The sequence below is a fragment of the Clostridium fermenticellae genome (assembly GCF_003600355.1).
GTDB classification, from domain to species: domain Bacteria; phylum Bacillota; class Clostridia; order Clostridiales; family Clostridiaceae; genus Clostridium_AV; species Clostridium_AV fermenticellae.
In genome coordinates this window covers 481,542-503,018 of record NZ_CP032416.1, presented here as the reverse complement: position 1 = coordinate 503,018, position 21,477 = coordinate 481,542, and the positions used below count along the sequence as shown (strand labels likewise).

Here is a 21,477-nt window from a genome sequence, read left to right as displayed (position 1 = left end):
ATATATTTATATATTATATACTTTTTACATCCTTGGTTTACTTATTGCATACATTTTATTATCTTTGACCAAGTTTCAAGTTTGGAACTGCATTTAATCTTAAATCCGATAAATTGCCTTTTTTATACTCAAAATATGCTGCACTGCCTATCATTGCAGCATTATCAGTACATAATACAGTTTCTGGAACCAGAACATTTATGTTATTTAGCGCTCCTTCCTTTATAAGAGTTTTTCTTAAATATGTATTTGCAGCAACACCACCAGCGACAGCTATTTTATTTACCTTCTTTAGTTTACAAGCTTTAATTGCATTATCTACCAGAAAACCAACTACAGCTTTTTGAAATGATGCGGCTACATCAGCTGTATTTACTTTCTCGCCCTTCATCTGTTTTTTATTCAGGTAATTTAAAACCGCAGATTTAACACCGCTAAATGAAAAATCAAGGGAATCATTCTCATGAAAGTTGGCCCTTGGGAATTTTATAGCATTCTCATCTCCATCTTTAGAAATTTTATCTATCTTAGGTCCACCTGGGTATCCAAGTCCAATTGCTCTTGCAACTTTGTCATATGCTTCACCAGCTGCATCATCTCTTGTTTGACCAAGCATTTCAAATTCTCCATAATCCTTCATATATACAATAAATGTATGTCCTCCAGATACAACAAGGCACATAAATGGAGGCTTCAAATCACTATACTGTATGAAATTCGCACTTATATGACCTTCTATGTGATTTACACCTATCAACGGTTTCTTTATCGCATAGGCTAGTGATTTAGCATACTGCATTCCAACAAGGAGAGCCCCAACAAGTCCGGGACCATATGTTACACCAATTGCATCCACGTCTTTAAGTTCAACTTGAGCTTCTTCAAGTGCTTGTTGAACAACCAATGCTATAACTTCTATATGCTTTCTTGATGCTATTTCAGGTACAACTCCTCCAAATTTTGTGTGTATATCTATTTGAGATGAAATTACATTTGACAGTACTTTTCTTCCATTAATTACGATAGCTGCAGATGTTTCGTCACAACTACTCTCTATAGCAAGTATTTTTATATTTTCATTCATAATTCTTACCTCACTTTTTAGTCAAATACCACAATAATTATACACTAACATCAATCACGCTGGCAATTAAGTTAATTTACCCTCCGGGTTTATTGTACTGAATTTCAGTAACAAATCCCGGAGGGTAAATCAATTTTTGATACAAAAATCTATACTTCATTATCATCTTTATCTAATAACTCATACGGAAATGTAGATACAACTATATTATCATCTTTTAATAAAGTTTCCCTAATAAAAAATCCTGTGTGATTGTGCAAAATATCACCAAAACGTCCGTGTGTTATAAATTGTGGAACTACAACCGTTACTTTTTCATCTTCACCAGCTGCACTTGCAATAAGCTCTATATACTTTATAAGCGGATTAAGAACCATCCTGTATGGCGAATACTTACTTACAAGCAATATATCTGTATCAAGTTTACTCCATCTCTTCTTCAACTTTTCCATTGCTTCTTTATCTGTCGAAATATTGAGTGCAATTACATTATCACTTATGCTTTGTGCGTATTGGAGCGCTCCTATTGTCGCTTTGGTTAAACTCGCTATTGGAACTATCACAATGTGTGTGTATTTAATCTTAAAGTTGACTTTTTCTAATTTTATATTGCTGACACTGAGTCCTTCTGCAACCTTACTATAATGAGATTTAATCTTTAACTGAAGATAAATTATCATAGGTATAAGTATTGCAACTATAAATGCTCCGTCACTAAACTTTTCAACTAAAATTATCACAGTCGTAAAGAGTGTGACAAATGCGCCAAAGCCATTAATAACAGCTCTTTTCCTCCAGCCTTTATCTTTAACCCTTCTCCAGTGATTTACCATTCCAAACTGCCCCAGTGTAAATGATATAAATACACCTACTGCATATAATGGAATAAGTCTGTGCGTATCTGCCTTAAATATGATAACCAAAAGACATGCTATCAACGATAGTGCTCCAATTCCAAATGAAAAGCTCAGCCTTTTCCCCCTTATTGTAAATTGTCTCGGTGCAAATCCGTCCTTTCCCATTATATACATAAGCATAGGAAATCCGGTATATGCTGTATTGCATGCCATTAAAAGTATCACCGCAGTACTGAATTGAATTACATAATACATCACTCCACTTCCAAAAATGGCTGATGCTATCTGTGATATAACTGTAGGTCCATTTGTTATTGGTACAGCTGTGTAAAATATTGCAAGTACAGATGTACCTCCGAATATACAAAGTATTAATATTGCCAAAAGTATCATTACAGTTTTCGCATTTCTCTGACCGGGTTCTTTAAAATTCGGCACAGAATTACTTACTGCTTCAACTCCTGTCAAAGCCGAACATCCAGAAGAAAATGCCTTTAAAATAAGAAATATCGACAAATCCTCTGTGGCCTCCGGCACAGCATAAATTGGCTGCGGGTGAATATTAAGTATAAAATATTTAAACAATCCATACAGAATCATAAAAAGCATACTAAAAATGAATATATAAGTAGGTATCGCAAATATCTTAGATGAATCACGTATCCCCTTAAGTTTAAAATCATTAAGACAATAATTATTGATACAACAAATATCACCCTATATTGAGTCAATCCATTAAATGCCGAAACAATGGCATCTGCACCGGCACTGGCACTAACTGCAACCGTAAGTATATAACTTATTATTAGTCCTGAACCAGCAGAAAGTCCCGCTTTGTCTCCTATATTTTCTTTTGCAACCTTATATGATCCTCCACCCTGTGGATATGCCCTTATAATCTGAACATAAGAAATAGTAAGTATCACAAGTAATCCTATAATCATAAATGAAGTTAATGTAAGCCACTTGTAAGCCGATGCTCCTAAAACTATTAAAACAAAAAGAATTTCCTGGGCACCATATGCAACAGACGATATGGCATCACTTGCCATTATTGCAAGTCCAAAAGGAACATTATATTTTTCACTGCTTCCCTGTTCATTTGCTAAAGGTTCACCCAATAAAACATCTAAAAATTTTTTAAGCATTGTTTACCCCCCGCATCTACATCATATTATGCAAAACATTGTATAGCAATACTATTAACCACTGCAATACTGTAATTGTCATATATATTAGGATAAACAAACAGCCTTTTCAATGAATACGATTACACTACTTGTTTCTATATATTATTTCCTATTATTTATACTTTTTTCTGCCATATTCATTGTACCTTCAAAAATTTTAAGTATAAATAGGCAAACACCTATTTATACCTTGCTATATCTAGCTTTAAATAATCACATATATCCTCTATCTCTTTTATCGTATTTTGATTTACTGGAATACCATTTTTAATTCTGTCATTATATGCTTCTATCTCCTTTTCTCCATGAGTATATATTCTTGAAGCTCCTTGAACCTTCTCAGAATCCCTCAATTTCTGCATATAATCTGACATTCTTTTCTCAATTTCATTTTTATCACCAAACATTCCATAATCTATCGCTATAAATGTATGGCTTACTCCATCAACACCCTTAGAAAACCTCACATTATCACTTGTAAATCCACCAGACAAAATTGACGTAAACATCTCAACGGCGAGTCCAAGTCCATATCCTTTATGTCCTCCAAATTTTTCAGAATGGCCACCAAGCGGGAGTATACCACCCAATCCTTCTCTATCTGTTATTTCAATAATTTTCTTAGAATCTGTGATAATTTTACCTTCTTCATCCAATGCCCATCCTTCTGGAATAGGTTCATTATTCTTACTATACACTTCCATCTTTCCTCTTGTAACAACACTTGTAGACATATCTAAAAGAAATGGGATGGGTTTAGCCGGCATTGATATGGCTATAGGATTTGTTCCAAGCATTCTTCTCTTACTATAAGTAGGAAGCACAACTGCCTGAGTATTTGTCATTGAAATTCCTATAAATCCCTGATCAGCTGCCATTTTTGCATAATATCCTGATATCCCAAAGTGATTGGAATTTTTAACAACAGCCATTCCAAACCCGGATATTTTAGCTTTATTAATAGCAATATCCATACTATTTTTACTTACCAGCTGACCCATTTCCTTATTACCATCCACAAGAACTGATAATGGTGTTTCTTTTATAACTTTCATTTTTGAATTTACTTTTATTCTCCCATTCTTTATTCCGTTATAATACAATACAAGTCTCTGAATTCCATGGGATTCTATACCATATAAATCGGCCATAAGAAGAACATCTGTTATAATATTACTATCTTCTTTATTATAGCCAAACCTTTCAAACACATTATTACAAAGTTCCTTTAAATTTTTATAATCGCATTTTTTATAACTCATATTTATTCCCCCAATAACAAGCATTATAGGATTTATGGATGAAATCTTAACTTATAAACCCTATAAGTCATTCATATTGATAAAATATTAATATATGCTCTAAAGAATGTCAAGAAAAGAGAAGAATTTTCAACTGGATAGGAAAATGATATAATTAACTCAAATTTTATAGGAGGGTTAAATTATATTATGAATAAGAATTTCGGAACATTGCTAAACTGCATGGATGGAAGAACTCAACTTCCAGCAATAAATTGGATAAGAAATAATTTTAATGTAGAATACGTAGACATAATATCTGAACCTGGAATAGACAAACTCATATATCTCAAAAATAAAGATTTTTTAAAATCCATAGAGAATAAACTATTTATATCTCTAAAAAAGCACAACTCAGACATCATATTTATTGCAGGTCACTATGATTGTGCTGCAAACGATGCAAATAAATCCGAACATATAAAACACATTAAGGCATCAGTAAAAATATTAAAGAAACTTCATGATGATGTTAAGATTATAGGTCTTTGGATAGATGAAAATTTTGAAGTTGAAGTATGCTGTGAAGATTCTACTCTATAATCTGCACTTAAAAAGACATCCAATATTCAGGATTGAATGTCTTTTTTTAGTTCCACATAAAAAATAACCCTGTCTTCAATACTTTCAGCCCATATTTTTCCATCATGTAATTCAACTATACTCTTGGCTATGGCAAGACCCAAGCCACTTCCTCCTGTTGCTTCTGATCGTGACTTATCAACCCTGAAAAATCTGTTAAATAACTTTTTTAAATCACTTTCATCTATATGATCACATCTATTTTCTACAGAAATCAGAATGCATTTACCATTATCTTTAAGTTCAAGATTTATACCTCCAGGTTTTAAACTGTATCTTATAGCATTCATAATTAAATTTTCAAATACTCTAACTATTTTATCTGGATCAACATATGCATAAATCCTGCTTCCATGAAAATTTTTATGCAGCTTTACATTATTTTCCTCACATATAACATGTAATTCCTCGGAAAGTTGTTCTAAAAGTTCATCTATATATATTTTTTTCCTGTGAATTTCTATAACCTTATTGCTTAGTTTTGTATATTCAAAAAGATCATTTATTAGTATCTCTAGTTTTTCAGATTTAGCATATGCTATATCAAGAAATTCCCCCATCTGAACTTCATCTTTGTATTTTTTATCCTTTATCAATCCCAAATAGCCTTTTATTGATGTAAGAGGTGTTCTCAAATCATGCGAAACATTTGTTATAAGATCATTTTTAGTCTTTTCTGCTGCCCTTTCACCTTCAACCCTTTTCTTTAACTCCGAAGCCATAAAATTTATATTATTAGCAAGCTTAGCCAGCTCATCCTTACCATAAATTTTTATTCTGTAATCAAGATTATTTTTAGATATCTCAACAAGCCCTCTTGAAACTATTTCTATATAGCCCATTTTTTTAATTGTCATAAAGTAGAATAAACCTATAAATACTACTATAGCTTCAATTACTGAAAAAATTGAACCATTGGATCTTATATATGTAGTTTTTTGTTCAGGTACTCCCATTATTATAAGATATAATTTTCTATTTGATATATTTAAGCCATCTATCTCCACATACTCCTGAACTTTGTCAAGTACAACCCTTTTCTTTAATATTCCATTATCAGTATCTATAACAATAGACTTATCATATTCTTTTCTAAAATCTTCTGCCTTATTTACAAGACTATATATATCAAGCTTCTTCTGATATGCACTTTTGGATTTACAAATTACATTTCCATCCATGTCTGCCAGATATATTTTAACTGTACCATCTTTTTTTGAAAGAGATTCATCTATTTTTTGGTTTATATAATTTTTATTCAAAGTATTTAAATTTTCAAGCTCTGATTTTATTTCTGAAAGTTTGGAGGAAAGTTCCTGAATTCCATTACTGTAATCAATCTGAGCTATCATATGCTGCTCTTTATAATGACCATTATACCAACTTCCAGCAATAAATGCAGAAATTAAACATATTGCAAAAGTAACTACTAGTTCAAGTCTTATGCTTTTGCTTACATTATCTTTTATAAAACCATAAAATCTAAAGATAAAATTAAAGAGCTTTTTCAATTTTATAACCAACTCCCCAAACAGTCTTAATATACTTAGGTTTCCTAGGATTCTGTTCTATCTTTTCTCGTATTTTTCTAATATGCACCATAACTGTATTGTAAGAATCATAAAATCCTTCTTTCCAAACACTTTCATATATTTTTTCAGTACTAAAAACCATCCCTCTATTTTCTGCAAGCAGCTTAAGTATATCAAATTCTCTTTTTGTTAGATTTACAATTTTATCACCTACAATAACTTCATGCGTATCTGTATTTATTGATAGATCATCAATTTCAATCGTTTTTTCAATTTTAGGATTGTAGACAGCATTTAGTTTTGTATATCTCCTTATTTGGGATTTTACCCTAGCTATGAGTTCCAGTGGATTAAAAGGTTTTGTTATATAATCATCAGCACCTGTTGTAAGTCCCAAAATCTTGTCCATATCTTCTCCTTTGGCAGACAACATTATAATAGGCATGTTTTTAGTTTTTCTTATTCTTATGCACGTTTCAATTCCATCCATTTTAGGCATCATTATATCAAGTATAACAAGACATATATCATTTCGATCAAGTATATTTAAAGCTTCTATGCCATTAGATGCCTTAATGATACAAAATCCTTCATTTTTTAAGTAAATTTCCATTAAATTTCTTATTTCTCTTTCATCATCAACGACCAAAATTTTCTGAGCCATCATTACATCCTTTCTCTTAAACAGACTTCCTTTTATATTATATAAGAATGCCTCCCTATTTACTATAATTCATGATACCTTTAACACGTATACAAGTATCATTTAAGAAAAAATTAAGAATTTTACAAGGTTTATTTTAAGGTTTATACAATATGATTTTAACATAGAACAAATATACAGGATTTTAATATTATATATCCTGTAAATAGAGGGGGAGACTTATAAATTGAAATATTCAAGAAAAACAGCTATATTTTTTTCATTATTTCCTGGTGCAGGACATATGTATATAGGCCTTATTAGGCAGGGTTCGGAACTTATGCTTTTATTTTTTCTTTTACTTTTTATATCAAACTCATTTGATTTTAGATTTCTTGGTATTTTTATACCAGTAATATGGTGCTACAGTATATTTGACTTAAAACTAAAAATAACACAAGAGGATAATGTACAAGATGATGATTTACCAATATTTAAATCAACTAACTTCAGCAAATCATTTTTTAACAATAATGCAGAAAAATATATAGCTTATGTGCTAATAATTATGGGTGTTTTTTCATTAATTGATAATATCGTTGTGCCTTTTATAAGCAGATATTGTGATTATGAAATAATAAGACTTATAAAAGATCTAATCATTTCAATAATTTTAATTGGTACAGGGTTTTTTCTGATAAAAAGTAAAAAAAAGAATGTAGAATCAGGTGATCAAAAATGATACAAAGAAGGGTTGGAACGTTGACTTTTGGTCTTCTTATGATAGTTTTAGGCATACTTTATCTACTTATAACTGTCTTCAATATTCACATTGAAGAGTATATATTGAAATTTTGGCCCATTATACTAATATCACTTGGAATAGAAACATTGACATTAAACAAGCTAAGTATAAAAAACAATATTGAATTAAAATATGATTTGTTAAGTTTTTTTCTAATAATTATAATGATATTCTTCTGTTTCGGCATATATACAGCAAATAAATTAATATATTATATTCCCTACTTAAAAAGTGCATTAACAATTGGCGGATATATTTAAATTAAAATATAAAAATGTTTCAAGTTTACTTTAACTTGAAACATTTCTATATACATTTATTTTTCTACTTCAAATTGATCTTTCCCAACTCCACAAAGAGGACAAACCCACGTTTCTGGTAAATCTTTAAAAGATGTTCCTGGATTCACTCCATTATCTGGATCCCCAACTTCAGGATCATATACATATCCGCATACTGTACAAACATACTTTTCCAAAGCAATCCCTCCAATTCATTATCAATATAAGAACTATATCTTAGTATTATTTTTAATTATTTCTCAATATTTTATCCATAATAAAATGTGTTTATTTAAAATATCTATTTAATAGTCCTCTAAATGCAGCACCATGTCTTGCTTCATCCTTGCACATTTCATGAACTGTATCATGTATTGCATCATAATTTAATTTCTTTGCCAATACTGCTAAATCCTTTTTACCCTTGCAGGCACCATATTCTGCCTCAATTCTTACTTCGAGATTCTTCTTTGTGTCAGGTACTACTACCTCTCCCAGCATTTCTGCAAATTTGGATGCATGCTCTGCCTCTTCAAATGCTATTCTCTTATATGCTTCTGCCACTTCTGGATATCCTTCTCTGTCTGCCTGACGGCTCATTGCAAGATACATTCCAACTTCAGTACATTCTCCTGTAAAGTTAGCTCTTAATCCTTCTACTACTTCTTTATCCACTCCCTGTGCTACACCTATCTTATGCTCATCTGCCCATGCCATTTCGCCATCTACTTTTTCAGTAAATTTATCTTTTCCTGCTCCACATTGAGGACACTTCTCTGGTGCCTCTTCTCCTTCATAAACATATCCACATACTGAACAAACAAATTTTTTCATATTAATATTCCTCCCAAATCATTTATGATCTTAATTTATTTTTTAATATTTATTTTTATTTAATAATTATTATTTATTATATTTTTAGTTTACTATTTCAAATATTATTTGTCAATACATTTTTTATAATTTATTTAAATTTGTAAATCATGGTATAATTAACTCATAAATTAAATTATTGCATTACAGCGAAAGGAGAAATATCTTTATATGGAACTTAGCAATATTTTAGAAGTGGGCTTAACACATACTGATAATTATATAGTAGAAAATAATGATACAGCTGATTTTATAGGAAATAAAGATATAATCATGCTATCTACTCCAAGTATGATTAAATTTATAGAAAAGGCATGTTCAAATTTAGTAATTGATAAACTACCTAAAAATTGTAGAGTTGTAGGCACCAAAATTAATGTTCAACATATAAATCCGACCTCTGTAAATTCAGAGATTAAAATTAAAGTAAAAATCGCCGCAATAAATGGAAGAAAAATATTATATAATATTGAAGTATTCAATGAAACTTGTAAAATAGGATTTGGAACATATGAACAGTGCGTTGTAAACCTTGAAAGGTTTCTAGATAAGGCTAAATAAGACAAACCAGACTTTAAATCAAATATGGGGGTTTGTAATTCTAAGCTTAACTTATGCGCAGGTCGGGATTTCTAAAATTTAGGCACATTAAAAAATTTTGTAGTAAGTTTTAGCGAAGCGTTCTTGAAAATCTTAGTGGATTATATATGTCTGAGCAAAGCGAGTTTATATAATCCGCTTAGATTTTTATGAATGCAAGCTTAGACTTACTAGAAATTTTTTACGTGACGTATTTTGGGAATCCCGACCTGCGCATAAGTTAAGCTTAGAATTACAAACCCTATAAAACTATACTGCTTCTGATTCTTCAAATTGACTTTTATAGAGATTTGAATAAAAACCATTTTTCTTTATAAGTTCCTCATGTGTCCCCTGCTCTACAATATCACCATGATCCATTACAAGTATTAGATCAGCATCCCTTATTGTAGATAACCTATGTGCAATAATAAAACTTGTTCGATTACTCATAAGATTATCCATGGCATTTTTTATCATGACTTCAGTACGTGTATCAACAGAACTAGTTGCTTCATCCAGAATTAAAATTTTTGGATTTGCAAGTATTGCTCTGGCAATTGTAACAAGCTGTTTCTGTCCCTGAGAAACATTAGATGCCTCTTCATTTAGAATCATATCATATCCTGCTGGAAGTGTAGATACAAAACTTTCTACATGTGCAGCTCTTGCCGCTGATTTTACTTCCTCATCGGATGCATTTAGTCTGCCATATCTTATATTTTCAAGTATACTGCCATTATATAACCAGGTGTCCTGAAGAACCATTCCAAATATAGATCTTAAATCTTCTCTTTTGAAATCCATTATATCATTCCCATCTACGAGAATCTGGCCACTGTTTACATCATAAAAACGCATAAGTAATTTTACTATTGTTGTCTTTCCTGCTCCTGTTGGTCCAACAATAGCAATTTTCTGACCTGGTTTAACTCTAGCTGAAAAATCATTGATGATAATTTTTTCAGGATTATATCCAAAATGGACATTCTTAAACTCAACATATCCTTTTACATTATTAGTATCTATATTGAGTTTATCAACTTCTCTGCTCTCTTCTTCTTCATCTAAAAATTCAAACACACGTTCAGCAGATGCCGCTGTCTGCTGTAATATATTAGATATATTTGCTATCTGAGTTATTGGCTGAGTAAATGATCTTACATATTGTATAAATGCTTGGATATCTCCAACTTCAATAGCTTTCTTAATTGTAAGCCATCCTCCAAGGACACATACTCCCACATATCCAATATTACTTACAAAATTCATAACAGGCATCATCATTCCGGATAAAAACTGTGATTTCCAGGCTGATTTATAAAGTGTATTATTTAGCTTATCAAATCTTTCAATACTATCCTGTTCACCATTAAATGCCCTCATCACAATATGTCCACCATACATTTCTTCTATATGCCCATTTACATGACCTAAATAATCTTGCTGCTGCTTAAAGTACTTTTGAGATTTTCTTACTATAAGCATAACTATGCCAAATGACAAAGGTATTATACAAAGTGCTGTAAGTGTCATTGTAAAACTTATGCTAAACATCATAACAAGCACTCCAATAACAGTTGTAATAGATGTTATAATTTGAGTTAGACTTTGATTTAAAGTTTGACTCACTGTATCAACATCATTTGTAACACGTGATAAGACTTCTCCATGATTAGTTGTATCAAAATATTTAAGAGGCATCCTGTTTATCTTCTGAGAAATTTCTTTTCTCATCTTATAACTGACTTCCATAGATACTTTCGACATTATTAAACCTTGCACATAACTAAAGGCCGCACTTATAATATAGAGAAAAATAAGTAGAACTAATATTTTACCAATATAATTAAAATCTATACCATTTCCATTTCCAGAAATTTTATTCATAACACCTTCAAACAATTTTGTCGTGGCACGTCCAAGTATTTTCGGCCCTACTATAGAAAATATAGCACTTGCACCCGCAAATATAAAAACAATAATTATAGAAATTTTATATTCACTCATATACTTTATAAGTTTTTTCATAGTATTCTTAAAGTCATTTGCCTTTTCTCCGCCCTGCATCGCAGCACCCGGGCCTCTACGCATTTTAGTTCTATTTACTTTACGTTCACTACTCATGCTAACTCCTCCTCTGAAAATTGTGACACTGCAATTTCTCTATAAATGCTGCATTTTTTCATAAGTTCTTCATGTGTCCCATTTCCAACTATACGTCCATTATCTAAAACTATTATTTGATCTGCATCCATAATTGTTGAAATACGCTGTGCAACAATTAGAAACGTACTCGCTGAAGTTTCTTTTTTAAGAGCCCTTCTAAGTGCAGCATCCGTTTTAAAATCAAGAGCTGAAAAACTATCATCAAAAATATAAACTTCAGGTTTCTTAACAAGAGCACGAGCAATAGAAAGTCTTTGCTTTTGTCCACCGGAAACATTAGATCCACCTTGGGATATTTCAGTTTTCAACTTTTGAGGTTTTTGCTCTATAAACTCCATCGACTGTGAAATTTCTGCTGCATTTAAAATTTGCTTTTCATTCGCATTTTCATCGGCATATTTCAAATTAGATTCAATTGTACCACTAAATAAATATCCTTTTTGAGGCACATAACCAATTTTATCTCTTAGTTCGTGCTGAGATGCTTCCTTTATATTTACACCATCTACAAATATCTCACCATTTGTAACATCATAAAAACGCATAATCAAATTCACTAAAGTAGTTTTACCTGAACCGGTAGAACCTATAAAGGCTGTGGTTTTATTAGGCAGTGCTTTAAAATTTATACCTTTAAGAGCATACTCTGAAGCTCCAGGATATTTAAAAGATACATTCCTAAATTCGATAACACCGGACTTATCCATATCAAAACTTTTAGGATTTTTATCATCTACAATAGACAAATCAGTTTCAAGAACCTCACTAATACGTCCTGCTGAAACAGATGCTCTTGGTACAAGTATAAACATCACAGCAAGCATTAGAAATGCCATAATTATTTGTATTGCATATTGCATAAATGCCATCATATCACCAACCTGCATTGTAGAATCAGCAATATTATGAGCTCCAACCCAAACTATAAGCAATGTAATTCCATTCATTATAAGCATCATGGCTGGCATCATAGTTACCATTACGCGATTTACAAATAAATTGGTATTTGTAACATCACGATTTGCTTTATCAAAACGATTCTCTTCAAATTTCTGTGTATTAAAAGCTCTTATTACCATCATTCCTGAAAGATTTTCACGAGTTACAAGATTCAGCTTATCTATAAGTTTTTGTATTATTTTAAACTTAGGAATTGTGGCTGAAAATACAACTAAAATTAATCCAAGCAAGACTATAATCGCAAGCGCTATAATCCATGACATAGAATGACTCTTTCCCATGGCTCTCATTATTCCGCCAATTCCCATTATAGGAGCGTAAAATATCATTCTTATCATTATTACTATTAACATTTGTATCTGTGTAATATCATTGGTACTTCTCGTTATTAGTGATGCTGTTGAAAATTTATCAAATTCTGCATTTGAAAAATGTTCAACTTTGTCAAATATACTTTTACGTAAATTTTTTGCAAGACCAGCGGCAGTTTTAGATGCCAAATAACCAACTGCAACTGCACATACTCCTCCAATAAGAGATATTATAAGCATAGCAATTCCGGTCTTTACTATATATCTGCTCTGAAGTTTGTCTGTATTTGCTCCAAGTGCCTTATATTCATTTTTAACTAGTGGGGCAGCAGATTGAGTAATCATGTTGTCACCTAAACCAGATATTTTTTTATTCATAACATCAATAATTTTATTTTTCTGACTGCCCGACATTTTAGAAATCACTGCAAATAAATCTGTATTTGATGGTATATTCATTCCATTAAAATTAATAACACCATTTTTTGCAGTAGATTTGATTTTGTCAATGCCTGACACCTCAAGCATTGCTTTACCCATAATAGGATTCAATTTACTTTCTTCCGTTTTGCTGATTTTTTTAAGTACAAAGATCGGTTCATATTTTAAATTTGGATATCGTTTTAAATAATATGAATAATCCTTACTTGATTTGTCAATAAATATATAATCTTTGGATATTTCACTTTTATCATTTTCATTAACAAAAACATTTATTTTTTCCATTTGACTTTTTCTTAATGCATTCGGAACAGCATTTACAATACCGCCCTGTTGTATTCCATTATTTACAATATTAGATGTATAATCTGGAAGTGTAAGATCACACATAGCTTGAATAAATAAAAGTAATACAGCACCTAAAATCATACCTAAAAAAGGTTTTAAATACTTTAATAACTTGACCATTCTAATTCTCCTTGTATAAAATCAAAAATATTTTGTATAGGAACATTTCGTATAAGAACTTTGTTACAAAGGATATTGTACCTCAAAAAATTTTTTTAATCAATATATCTTCTTATTAAATTATTGTAAATAAAATTTACATTATATCAGAGATTTAGCACTTATCAATAATGGAGTGCAGTTCCCTGAATAATATATGCACAAAATATGAAGAGCTCTAGTGCAGGCAGTATATAGCAGCAGCCTTTCTTCCTCGCAGCAATAATTTTCATTTCCTGCATTATATATAAGCACTACATCAAATTCTAATCCTTTAGCAAGGTATGCTGGAATTACCAATGTATCACTTACATATTCATCATCATCCTTCAATATGGCTCTAACATGAACCCTTTCTTTTAAAAAATTGTATACTTCATCTGCTTCCTTTACAGTCCTTGTTATAATACCAATGGATTTATAACCTTTCTCCTTATATTTTTTTACATCCTCAAGAAGTTTTTCTTTTATAGATTTTTCATCTGAAAAGCCAAGAATTAAAGGTTCAGCTCCACTTCTCTCTACACATCCGTAAGTAATATCCTTGCCAAGCAGCCTTCTTGAGAACTTAGTAATTTCCATTGTTGATCTGTAACTTTTGGTTAAATTTATTATAAAGGTATTATCTTTCGGAAATATATGAGAGATGTTGTTATAATCCCCTACATTCATAAATGGATTGATGGATTGATCAAGATCACCCAGTATAGTTATATTAGCATGCTTAAAAAGCTGATAAAAGATTTCATACTGCAATGGTGTATAATCTTGCGCTTCATCAATAATAACATATTTGATTTCTGAGGTTTTAGGAATTCCTTCTAGTACACCTTTGAGATATAGAAGAGGAGGTTGATCTTCATAATTAAGCTTTTCAGCCTTCAAATTGTCCAAAGTATAGCTTTTTATTTCATCAATTTCCTTCTCGCTGTACCCGGTATTAAAATTTGCAGAAAAAGACTCCAATTTCATAAAAAGCTTTTTATAAATATCTATTAAATCAAACTCTGTCATTCTATTGATTTCAGAATATATATCCTTCATTTCATTTTTTACAATAGCTATACTGCGATTTCTAACTTCTGTTTTATCCAGATAAGGATCAGATTCCATAAATTTACTGGTTACTTCGTTAACCCAATCTTTTTCATAAGGTTCCATAAGAAATAATATTCTTTCCCTTATCTTATGAAGTCTCCTTTTTAGTGGAAACTGTATATAATCTTTAAGAAACAGTTCCTGCAAATCCTTAGAGGAAATTATTAATCTGCCTCTTAAAATAATATCTTTAAAGCTTCTATCTTTTTTTTCGGCATAGTCTACATATTTTTTTAATATATCTATAAATTGTATGGAAGATTTATATTTTATACTTACTATTCTTCTTTGATACATTGGGTCTTTATTAGCTGCAAGAATATTTTCCATCATTTCACTGTAACTTTCCTTTTTAAAATCAGATTCTAAGGCTTTTTGCATATATTCTTTAAATGTAGTTTGACACATATTGTCTTCTCCAAGCTGAGGAAGTACATCGGAAATGTACTCATTAAAAATTTCATTTGGAGAAAATATTATTATATTTTGTGATGCTATTTTATCTCTATGCTTATATAAGATGTATGCAATCCTGTGAAGAGCAATAGAAGTTTTCCCACTTCCCGCAGGGCCCTGAACAATCAAATTTTTATAATCCTCATTACGAATTACTTTATTTTGCTCTCTTTGAATAGTTGTTACTATGTTCTTCATTTTACTATCAGTACTTTTACTCAAGATATCCTGAAGTATTTCATCATCAATATTTAGATTGCTGTCAAACATATATTCAATTTTACCATTATTGATTTTATACTGTCTTTTTAAAGTGATTTCACCATAAATGCTTCCTTCAGGGCATATATAATTAGCTTTTCCAATTTCGTAATCATAGTACATGCTGGAAATTGGAGCTCTCCAATCATATACTAGAAAATCAAAGTTGTCATTGATAAGATTGAAGTTTCCAATATAACATTTTTGAGCTTTATCATTTCCTCTTTCTAGAAAATCCATCCTCCCAAAGTATGGGGATAAAAGCATTTTTTCATATTTTTCTTCAAGTTTTCTGACAAATTCATGTCTTCTTTTTTGCATTTTCAATGTTGTGATGTATTCCATAAAATCTACAACCTGATCCAATCCATTAGTTATGGACAAAGAGCCTATATCCTCCCAAAGCTGCTTTTGTGTTTCAATAGAATCTTTTCTAAATTTTTCTTTAAAATCATGTTTTTCATTAAACTGTTTTCGAACTTCTTTGAGTACTTCCTGCAGCCATTCATTTTCCAACTTCCATTCAAAGTTATTCAATTAATCCCATCCTTTCCTTGTAATGAATAATTCAATAACATTACCATAAAAAAAGCATTGACATCGCTTTTAGAAAGTAGTATAATATAATTGGATGTATGTTGTTTATATACATATATTATCAGTAGAATTATATTATCATTTCTCTTTTGGTGTGTCAATGGTCATACACCTTTTTTCATTTCATCACTCCTTTAAAAAGGCTATATAATTTTCTTAATATCATCAATGAGCTGTTCTGTAATATTTTATTGAAGAATTATAAGAAAAGTGATAAATTTAATTGTGTACGATATAATTATTCATAAAGGAGTATAAAACATGAAAAATAAATATGATATCTTAAAATTAGAAAATCAATTGTGTTTTCCACTTTATGCATGTGCAAAAGAGGTTGTTAAAAAATACAAGCCTTTTCTTGAAAAAATAGATTTAACATATACTCAGTATATTACCATGATGGTAATATGGGAAAAGATAGAATTAAATGTTAAAGAACTCGGAGAATACCTGTATCTAGATTCTGGTACACTAACACCGGTTTTGAAAAAGTTAGAATCGAAAGGATATATTACACGTGTAAGATCAAAAGATGATGAAAGAAATTTAATAGTTACGTTGACTGAAGAAGGTAACAAACTTAAGGAAACAGCAGTCAAGATTCCATCTCAAATCGGTCAGTGTGTTAAACTTGATTTAGAAGAAATAAAGACACTTTATAAGCTTCTCTATAAAATGTTAAAAGGTGTGACAGAGTAATAGGATCTATAAATGAAAGTTTAACTTATCCTCCGGCCGCGATTCCCAAAATTGGCCACGTAAAAAATTTCTAGTAAATCTAAGCTTGCATTCATAAAAATCTAAACAGATCATTTATATCTAAGGAAGATGCTGTCAAATGTAGGTACATTAATAACAAGGTGAACAGCATCATTGTTTTTTCCCATAAGTTCTTTTAAATATGGTTTCATAATTGTAACTAAATCCATCTTTAAGACTTGCATAATAAAAGCATCCTTTTTATAATGATTTTTGTCAGAAACTAAAAAAATATTGCAATTTCTCCTGATATATATTACGATATAAGGGTGAAATTTATTCGTTCAGATGAAGATAGTGGGAGAGTTATGACGAAAAGTCATTCACCGAAGAAGTAAATCTTTCAGGTACCTATTTATTAGAGATGACCGCTATTGGATGAACCCTTGGAGAGACTCTACAAAGAGAACCGAAGGAGCAAGTCTATATATGACGAAACTCTCAGGTAAAAGGACAAGGGAAAGATAACTTATCTTATAAAAGTAATACTTAAAAATTACTTCATTTGTATGTATCTTATCTATTCCCATTTGTATCTCCAATAATAAAAACTTATACAAAATAAGAAAGGCGGAATACATATGGAGGAAAATCAAAATTTATCAAGAGGTTTAAAAAATCGACACGTTCAATTGCTTGCAATAGGTGGTGCCATTGGTACCGGATTGTTTCTCGGTTCTGGCAGATCAATTCATCTAGCAGGTCCATCTATTCTATTGGCATACTCAATAACAGGAATAATGCTATTTTTTGTCATGCGTGCACTTGGTGAACTGCTGCTTTCAAATTCAAATTACCATTCTTTCGTGGAATTCGTCTACGATTATCTTGGTGAAAGTACTGCTTTCATAACTGGATGGACATATTGGTTCTGCTGGATTTCACTTGCTATGGCTGATGTAACTGCATCAGGGCTCTATGTACAATACTGGTTTCCAAATATATCAAGATGGCTTCCAAGCCTTGTAGTTCTTGTAATTTTACTAATTATGAATCTTACTGCTGTAAAACTATTTGGGGAAATGGAATTCTGGTTTGCACTAATTAAAGTAATAGCAATACTAGCTTTAATTATAGGTGGTACTTTTATGATCATTAAAGGTTTTTCAACAAACGCTGGAGCATCAAGCTTTTCTAATCTCTGGAGACATGGTGGATGGTTTCCAAATGGTCTGAATGGTTTCATTCTATCTTTTCAAATGGTTGTATTTGCCTTTACTGGTATTGAATTAGTTGGTCTAACTGCTGGTGAGACTGAAAATCCGGAACACGTTATCCCAAGAGCTATAAATAATATTCCAATAAGAATTATAATTTTCTATGTTGGAGCACTTGCTGTTATTATGGCAATATATCCTTGGAATTCGATCGATCCGGCCAAGAGTCCTTTTGTACAAGTATTTTCTGCAATTGGAATTGCTGCAGCTGCAAGTATTGTAAATTTTGTTGTATTAACATCTGCCGCATCTGCTTGTAACAGTGGCATATTTAGTACAAGCCGTATGGTTTTCTCACTTGCTAAAGAAGATAATGCACCTAAATCAATGAAAAAATTAACTTCTAATCATATACCATGTAATGCAACAATATTTTCTGCCTGTATTATATTAATTGCAGTTATTTTAAATTACATTATGCCGGAAGGAGTATTTGTACTTATCACAAGTATATCAACCTTCTGTTATATATTCATTTGGGCAATAATAGTTATTTGTCATATAAAATACCGTAAAACCAAACCAGAACTTGCTAAAAACAATAAATTCAAAATGCCGTTTTATCCAATTATAAATTATATGATTTTAGCGTTCTTTGCTTTTGTTATATTTACACTTGCCCTCAACAATGAAACTCGTGTAGCTCTATTTGTAACACCTGTGTGGTTTTTAATTCTCGCTGTAATTTTTAAAATACTTAAATCTAAAAAAAAGAATAATAATTCTAAAGAAAATGCTAAACAGTACTTAGCATAAAACCATACTACATAATTTATAAACTATTTTCCTGAGATGTTGCATTATAAATTTGGGCCTTTTCAAGCATGAGAAGAGCCCTCTTTTTTTGGATTCCTCCAGCATAACCAGTTAAGTTACCATTAGAACCGATAACTCTATGACATGGAATTAAAATTGATATAGGATTATGTCCGACAGCTCCACCAACTGCTTGTGCTGACATTGAACCTATTGCCCTTAACTCTGCTATTTTTTTTGCAATTTCTCCATAAGTAATAACTTTTCCATACGGAATTTGTAGAAGCACATTCCAAACATCTCTTTGAAACTTTGTTCCCTCAGGTTCAAGCTTAGGTAAGCATAAATTCTTTCTACCGGAAAAATAGTTTTTTAGCCATCTGTCAGTCTCTTTAAAAATTCTATAATCTGGCTTATTTATCCATAACTCCACATTCTTCGGATAATACTTTTGTCCAATAAACCACAATCCTTTAAGAGCATTCTTTTCTGCTGATGCTCTAACCATTCCAAGTGGAGTCTGTATTACAGTTGTATAAACCATTCATCAACACCCCTTTTTATTTAATTATAATAGAGTTAATGTTATGGTGTTTTCAGGTAAAAACTACTTTATCACATCTCAATAACAGATAACGTATGCTTCACAAAAGGCAAAAAATTGTAAATAATTTGTTCCGTTTTGATTTTCATATAACTAGTAGTTGTACCATCGCTGCACCCATACCATTCTTCGTTAACAACATCTTTATCAAAAATAATTTGTACAGTACTATTGTTATCAAGTATGGCACTGAAAACAGTTGCCGCACCGATTTCAGTTCCCAACATCCTTTCCATTAAATCTGCAGGAGCAAAGGAAACACGTGCTACTCCTAATGCATTACTGAAATCCTTTGATTTGAACTTCTTATCACCTGTTGTAATGAACATATAAAAAACTGTTTGCTGTCGGTTGCAAAGAAACAAAGTTTTTACCATCTTCATATCTAATTTCTTATCAATTTGAACGCAATCCTCCATCGTAATTGCTTTATCTGTATCAACACGTTCAAACGGAATATGTAAGCTTTGTAATACTTCATATGTTTTCTTTTGCAGTAGGGTGTCAAACTTGTTTGGCGGCGTTGTATAAATATCACTTACATAAAACATGTTTATTTCATTCCCTTCTCTTGAAAACTCTACAGGCATAGTGTATCATAAACCTATAAATTACAAAAATGAATGTTTATCATGATAAAGATGATAAAATCAGATATATATGAGGTAAACATAGTATGGACATGAATATTCAAAAATATATGGCATTTATTAAGACTGTTGAATATGGCAGCTTTACAAAAGCGGCAGAGATGCTGAATTATTCCCAGTCTGGCATTAGCCGTATGATTAATGATCTAGAAAAAGAATGGTGTGTATCACTTCTTGAACGCCGACACTCTGGTGTACGATTAACTTCTGACGGTTTAAAATTATTACCATTTGCTAAAAATGTATGTACTGAATATCAGAAATTACAGGTGCAAATTGAAGAATTGAATGGATTGCAATCCGGACTTATCCGTATAGGTACATTTTCAAGTGTGGCAACCCATTGGCTCCCGAATATAATTAAAAAATTTCAAAAAGATTATCCCAACATTAATTACGAATTGCTACTTGGAGACTATACAGAAATAGAAAACTGGATTCTAGAAGGACGCGTAGATTGCGGCTTTCTTAGGCTTCCTACACTTCCGGAATTTGAAACAATTTTTTTAAAGCAGGATAAACTACTTGTGGTTTTACCCGAAAACCATCCTCTTGTTAATTGTAAATATTTCCCGGTCAAGGCATTATGTGATTACCCTTTTATGCTGCTAGAAAAGAGTGAAAAAGCAGATGTTTCAAAGATATTTGATCAATGTGAAATTTATCCTAAAATCCGTTTTACAACATGGGACGATTATGCCATTATGTCTATGGTGGAAAGCGGTCTGGGCATTAGTATTTTGCCACAACTTATTTTACAGCGTATTCCTTATCATGTTATTACAAAAGAATTGGAAGTACCTGCTTATCGAAGAATTGGATTGGCATTGAAAAATAAAAAGAGTACATCACTTGCAGTTAAACGATTTTTAAACTACATAAAGTATAGACAGCCTAATATCTAAAAAATTAGTAGGATAAAATTCAATTAAAGATAGCTACCTTTTTTATTTAAGTGAATAAA

General features: G+C 31.1%; 19 protein-coding genes, 1 pseudogene and 1 riboswitch. Of the genes and pseudogenes, 7 read left to right on the top strand and 13 right to left on the bottom strand.

The annotated features are described in order from the left end of the window. Nucleotides 1-58 precede the first annotated feature (58 nt). From tsaD to D4Z93_RS02490, 3 genes and pseudogenes are all read right to left on the bottom strand, one after another. A complete protein-coding gene (tsaD, locus tag D4Z93_RS02500) occupies nt 59-1,084 on the bottom strand; it encodes a tRNA (adenosine(37)-N6)-threonylcarbamoyltransferase complex transferase subunit TsaD (protein ID WP_119970176.1) in 1,026 nt (341 codons plus the stop codon). A gap of 149 nt (nt 1,085-1,233) precedes the next feature. Further along, nucleotides 1,234-3,089, bottom strand: a pseudogene (locus D4Z93_RS02495) (APC family permease). Nucleotides 3,090-3,310: 221 nt separating this feature from the next. Next, complete coding sequence (locus D4Z93_RS02490; protein ID WP_119970175.1) at nt 3,311-4,393, bottom strand: Ldh family oxidoreductase; 1,083 nt, start codon at nt 4,391-4,393, stop codon at nt 3,311-3,313. Between the two features lie 189 nt (nt 4,394-4,582). Here D4Z93_RS02490 and D4Z93_RS02485 point away from each other — a divergent pair, with 189 nt between their 5' ends. After that, nucleotides 4,583-4,975, top strand: coding sequence for a carbonic anhydrase (locus tag D4Z93_RS02485; protein ID WP_119970174.1), 393 nt, complete (start codon nt 4,583-4,585; stop codon nt 4,973-4,975). 26 nt (nt 4,976-5,001) lie between these two features. Here D4Z93_RS02485 and D4Z93_RS02480 read toward each other — a convergent pair whose 3' ends face one another. Both D4Z93_RS02480 and D4Z93_RS02475 read right to left on the bottom strand, forming a co-directional pair. Next, a complete protein-coding gene (locus tag D4Z93_RS02480) occupies nt 5,002-6,525 on the bottom strand; it encodes a sensor histidine kinase (RefSeq protein WP_119970173.1) in 1,524 nt (507 codons plus the stop codon). After that, nucleotides 6,509-7,210, bottom strand: a complete 702-nt coding sequence (locus D4Z93_RS02475) for a response regulator transcription factor (protein ID WP_423243039.1) — start codon at nt 7,208-7,210, stop codon at nt 6,509-6,511. Before D4Z93_RS02475 ends, D4Z93_RS02480 begins: the two co-directional genes overlap by 17 nt. Nucleotides 7,211-7,436: 226 nt before the next feature. Here D4Z93_RS02475 and D4Z93_RS02470 point away from each other — a divergent pair, with 226 nt between their 5' ends. Together D4Z93_RS02470 and D4Z93_RS02465 are read left to right on the top strand one after the other, a co-directional pair. After that, nucleotides 7,437-7,931, top strand: a complete 495-nt coding sequence (locus D4Z93_RS02470) for a hypothetical protein (RefSeq protein ID WP_119970171.1) — start codon at nt 7,437-7,439, stop codon at nt 7,929-7,931. Then, nucleotides 7,928-8,254, top strand: coding sequence for a LiaI-LiaF-like domain-containing protein (locus D4Z93_RS02465; protein WP_119970170.1), 327 nt, complete (start codon nt 7,928-7,930; stop codon nt 8,252-8,254). The genes D4Z93_RS02470 and D4Z93_RS02465 overlap by 4 nt, the downstream gene beginning before the upstream one ends. Before the next feature lie 56 nt (nt 8,255-8,310). Here the strand turns inward: D4Z93_RS02465 and rd are convergent, their stop codons facing one another. Together rd and D4Z93_RS02455 are read right to left on the bottom strand one after the other, a co-directional pair. Continuing rightward, nucleotides 8,311-8,472, bottom strand: a complete 162-nt coding sequence (gene rd, locus D4Z93_RS02460; RefSeq protein WP_119970169.1) for a rubredoxin — start codon at nt 8,470-8,472, stop codon at nt 8,311-8,313. A 91-nt stretch (nt 8,473-8,563) separates the two neighbouring features. Continuing rightward, nucleotides 8,564-9,109 carry an NADH peroxidase gene (locus tag D4Z93_RS02455; protein ID WP_119970168.1) on the bottom strand — a complete coding sequence of 182 codons (546 nt, stop codon included), beginning with the start codon at nt 9,107-9,109 and terminating at the stop codon, nt 8,564-8,566. A 210-nt stretch (nt 9,110-9,319) separates the two neighbouring features. On the opposite strand from D4Z93_RS02455, the gene D4Z93_RS02450 reads away from it, so the two are divergent. Beyond that, a complete protein-coding gene (locus D4Z93_RS02450) occupies nt 9,320-9,709 on the top strand; it encodes a thioesterase family protein (RefSeq protein WP_119970167.1) in 390 nt (129 codons plus the stop codon). A 288-nt stretch (nt 9,710-9,997) separates the two neighbouring features. Here the strand turns inward: D4Z93_RS02450 and D4Z93_RS02445 are convergent, their stop codons facing one another. The 3 genes from D4Z93_RS02445 to helD form a co-directional block, all read right to left on the bottom strand. After that, a complete protein-coding gene (locus D4Z93_RS02445) occupies nt 9,998-11,854 on the bottom strand; it encodes an ABC transporter ATP-binding protein (RefSeq protein WP_119970166.1) in 1,857 nt (618 codons plus the stop codon). After that, nucleotides 11,851-14,076, bottom strand: coding sequence for an ABC transporter ATP-binding protein (locus D4Z93_RS02440; RefSeq protein WP_119970165.1), 2,226 nt, complete (start codon nt 14,074-14,076; stop codon nt 11,851-11,853). Before D4Z93_RS02440 ends, D4Z93_RS02445 begins: the two co-directional genes overlap by 4 nt. 141 nt (nt 14,077-14,217) lie before the next feature. Continuing rightward, a complete protein-coding gene (gene helD, locus D4Z93_RS02435) occupies nt 14,218-16,467 on the bottom strand; it encodes an RNA polymerase recycling motor HelD (RefSeq protein ID WP_119970164.1) in 2,250 nt (749 codons plus the stop codon). Nucleotides 16,468-16,788: 321 nt separating this feature from the next. Between helD and D4Z93_RS02430 the strand changes: the two genes are divergently transcribed. Beyond that, entirely contained in the window at nt 16,789-17,226 is a 438-nt protein-coding gene (locus D4Z93_RS02430) for a MarR family winged helix-turn-helix transcriptional regulator (protein WP_119970163.1), read from the top strand. A gap of 110 nt (nt 17,227-17,336) precedes the next feature. Here the strand turns inward: D4Z93_RS02430 and D4Z93_RS13585 are convergent, their stop codons facing one another. Next, a complete protein-coding gene (locus tag D4Z93_RS13585) occupies nt 17,337-17,471 on the bottom strand; it encodes a hypothetical protein (protein WP_279220945.1) in 135 nt (44 codons plus the stop codon). A gap of 191 nt (nt 17,472-17,662) precedes the next feature. Then, nucleotides 17,663-17,753: riboswitch (glycine riboswitch) on the top strand. 114 nt (nt 17,754-17,867) lie between these two features. Here D4Z93_RS13585 and D4Z93_RS02425 point away from each other — a divergent pair. Then, nucleotides 17,868-19,259: an amino acid permease gene (locus tag D4Z93_RS02425; RefSeq protein WP_119970162.1), complete on the top strand. Its 1,392-nt coding sequence runs from the start codon at nt 17,868-17,870 to the stop codon at nt 19,257-19,259. Nucleotides 19,260-19,275: 16 nt separating this feature from the next. Here D4Z93_RS02425 and D4Z93_RS02420 read toward each other — a convergent pair whose 3' ends face one another. Both D4Z93_RS02420 and D4Z93_RS02415 read right to left on the bottom strand, forming a co-directional pair. After that, a complete protein-coding gene (locus D4Z93_RS02420; RefSeq protein WP_119970161.1) occupies nt 19,276-19,803 on the bottom strand; it encodes a methylated-DNA--[protein]-cysteine S-methyltransferase in 528 nt (175 codons plus the stop codon). Between the two features lie 71 nt (nt 19,804-19,874). Next, complete coding sequence (locus D4Z93_RS02415; protein ID WP_341466777.1) at nt 19,875-20,453, bottom strand: prolyl-tRNA synthetase associated domain-containing protein; 579 nt, start codon at nt 20,451-20,453, stop codon at nt 19,875-19,877. An 86-nt stretch (nt 20,454-20,539) separates the two neighbouring features. Here D4Z93_RS02415 and D4Z93_RS02410 point away from each other — a divergent pair, with 86 nt between their 5' ends. Then, a complete protein-coding gene (locus D4Z93_RS02410; RefSeq protein WP_119970159.1) occupies nt 20,540-21,418 on the top strand; it encodes a LysR family transcriptional regulator in 879 nt (292 codons plus the stop codon). Nucleotides 21,419-21,477: the final 59 nt, after the last annotated feature.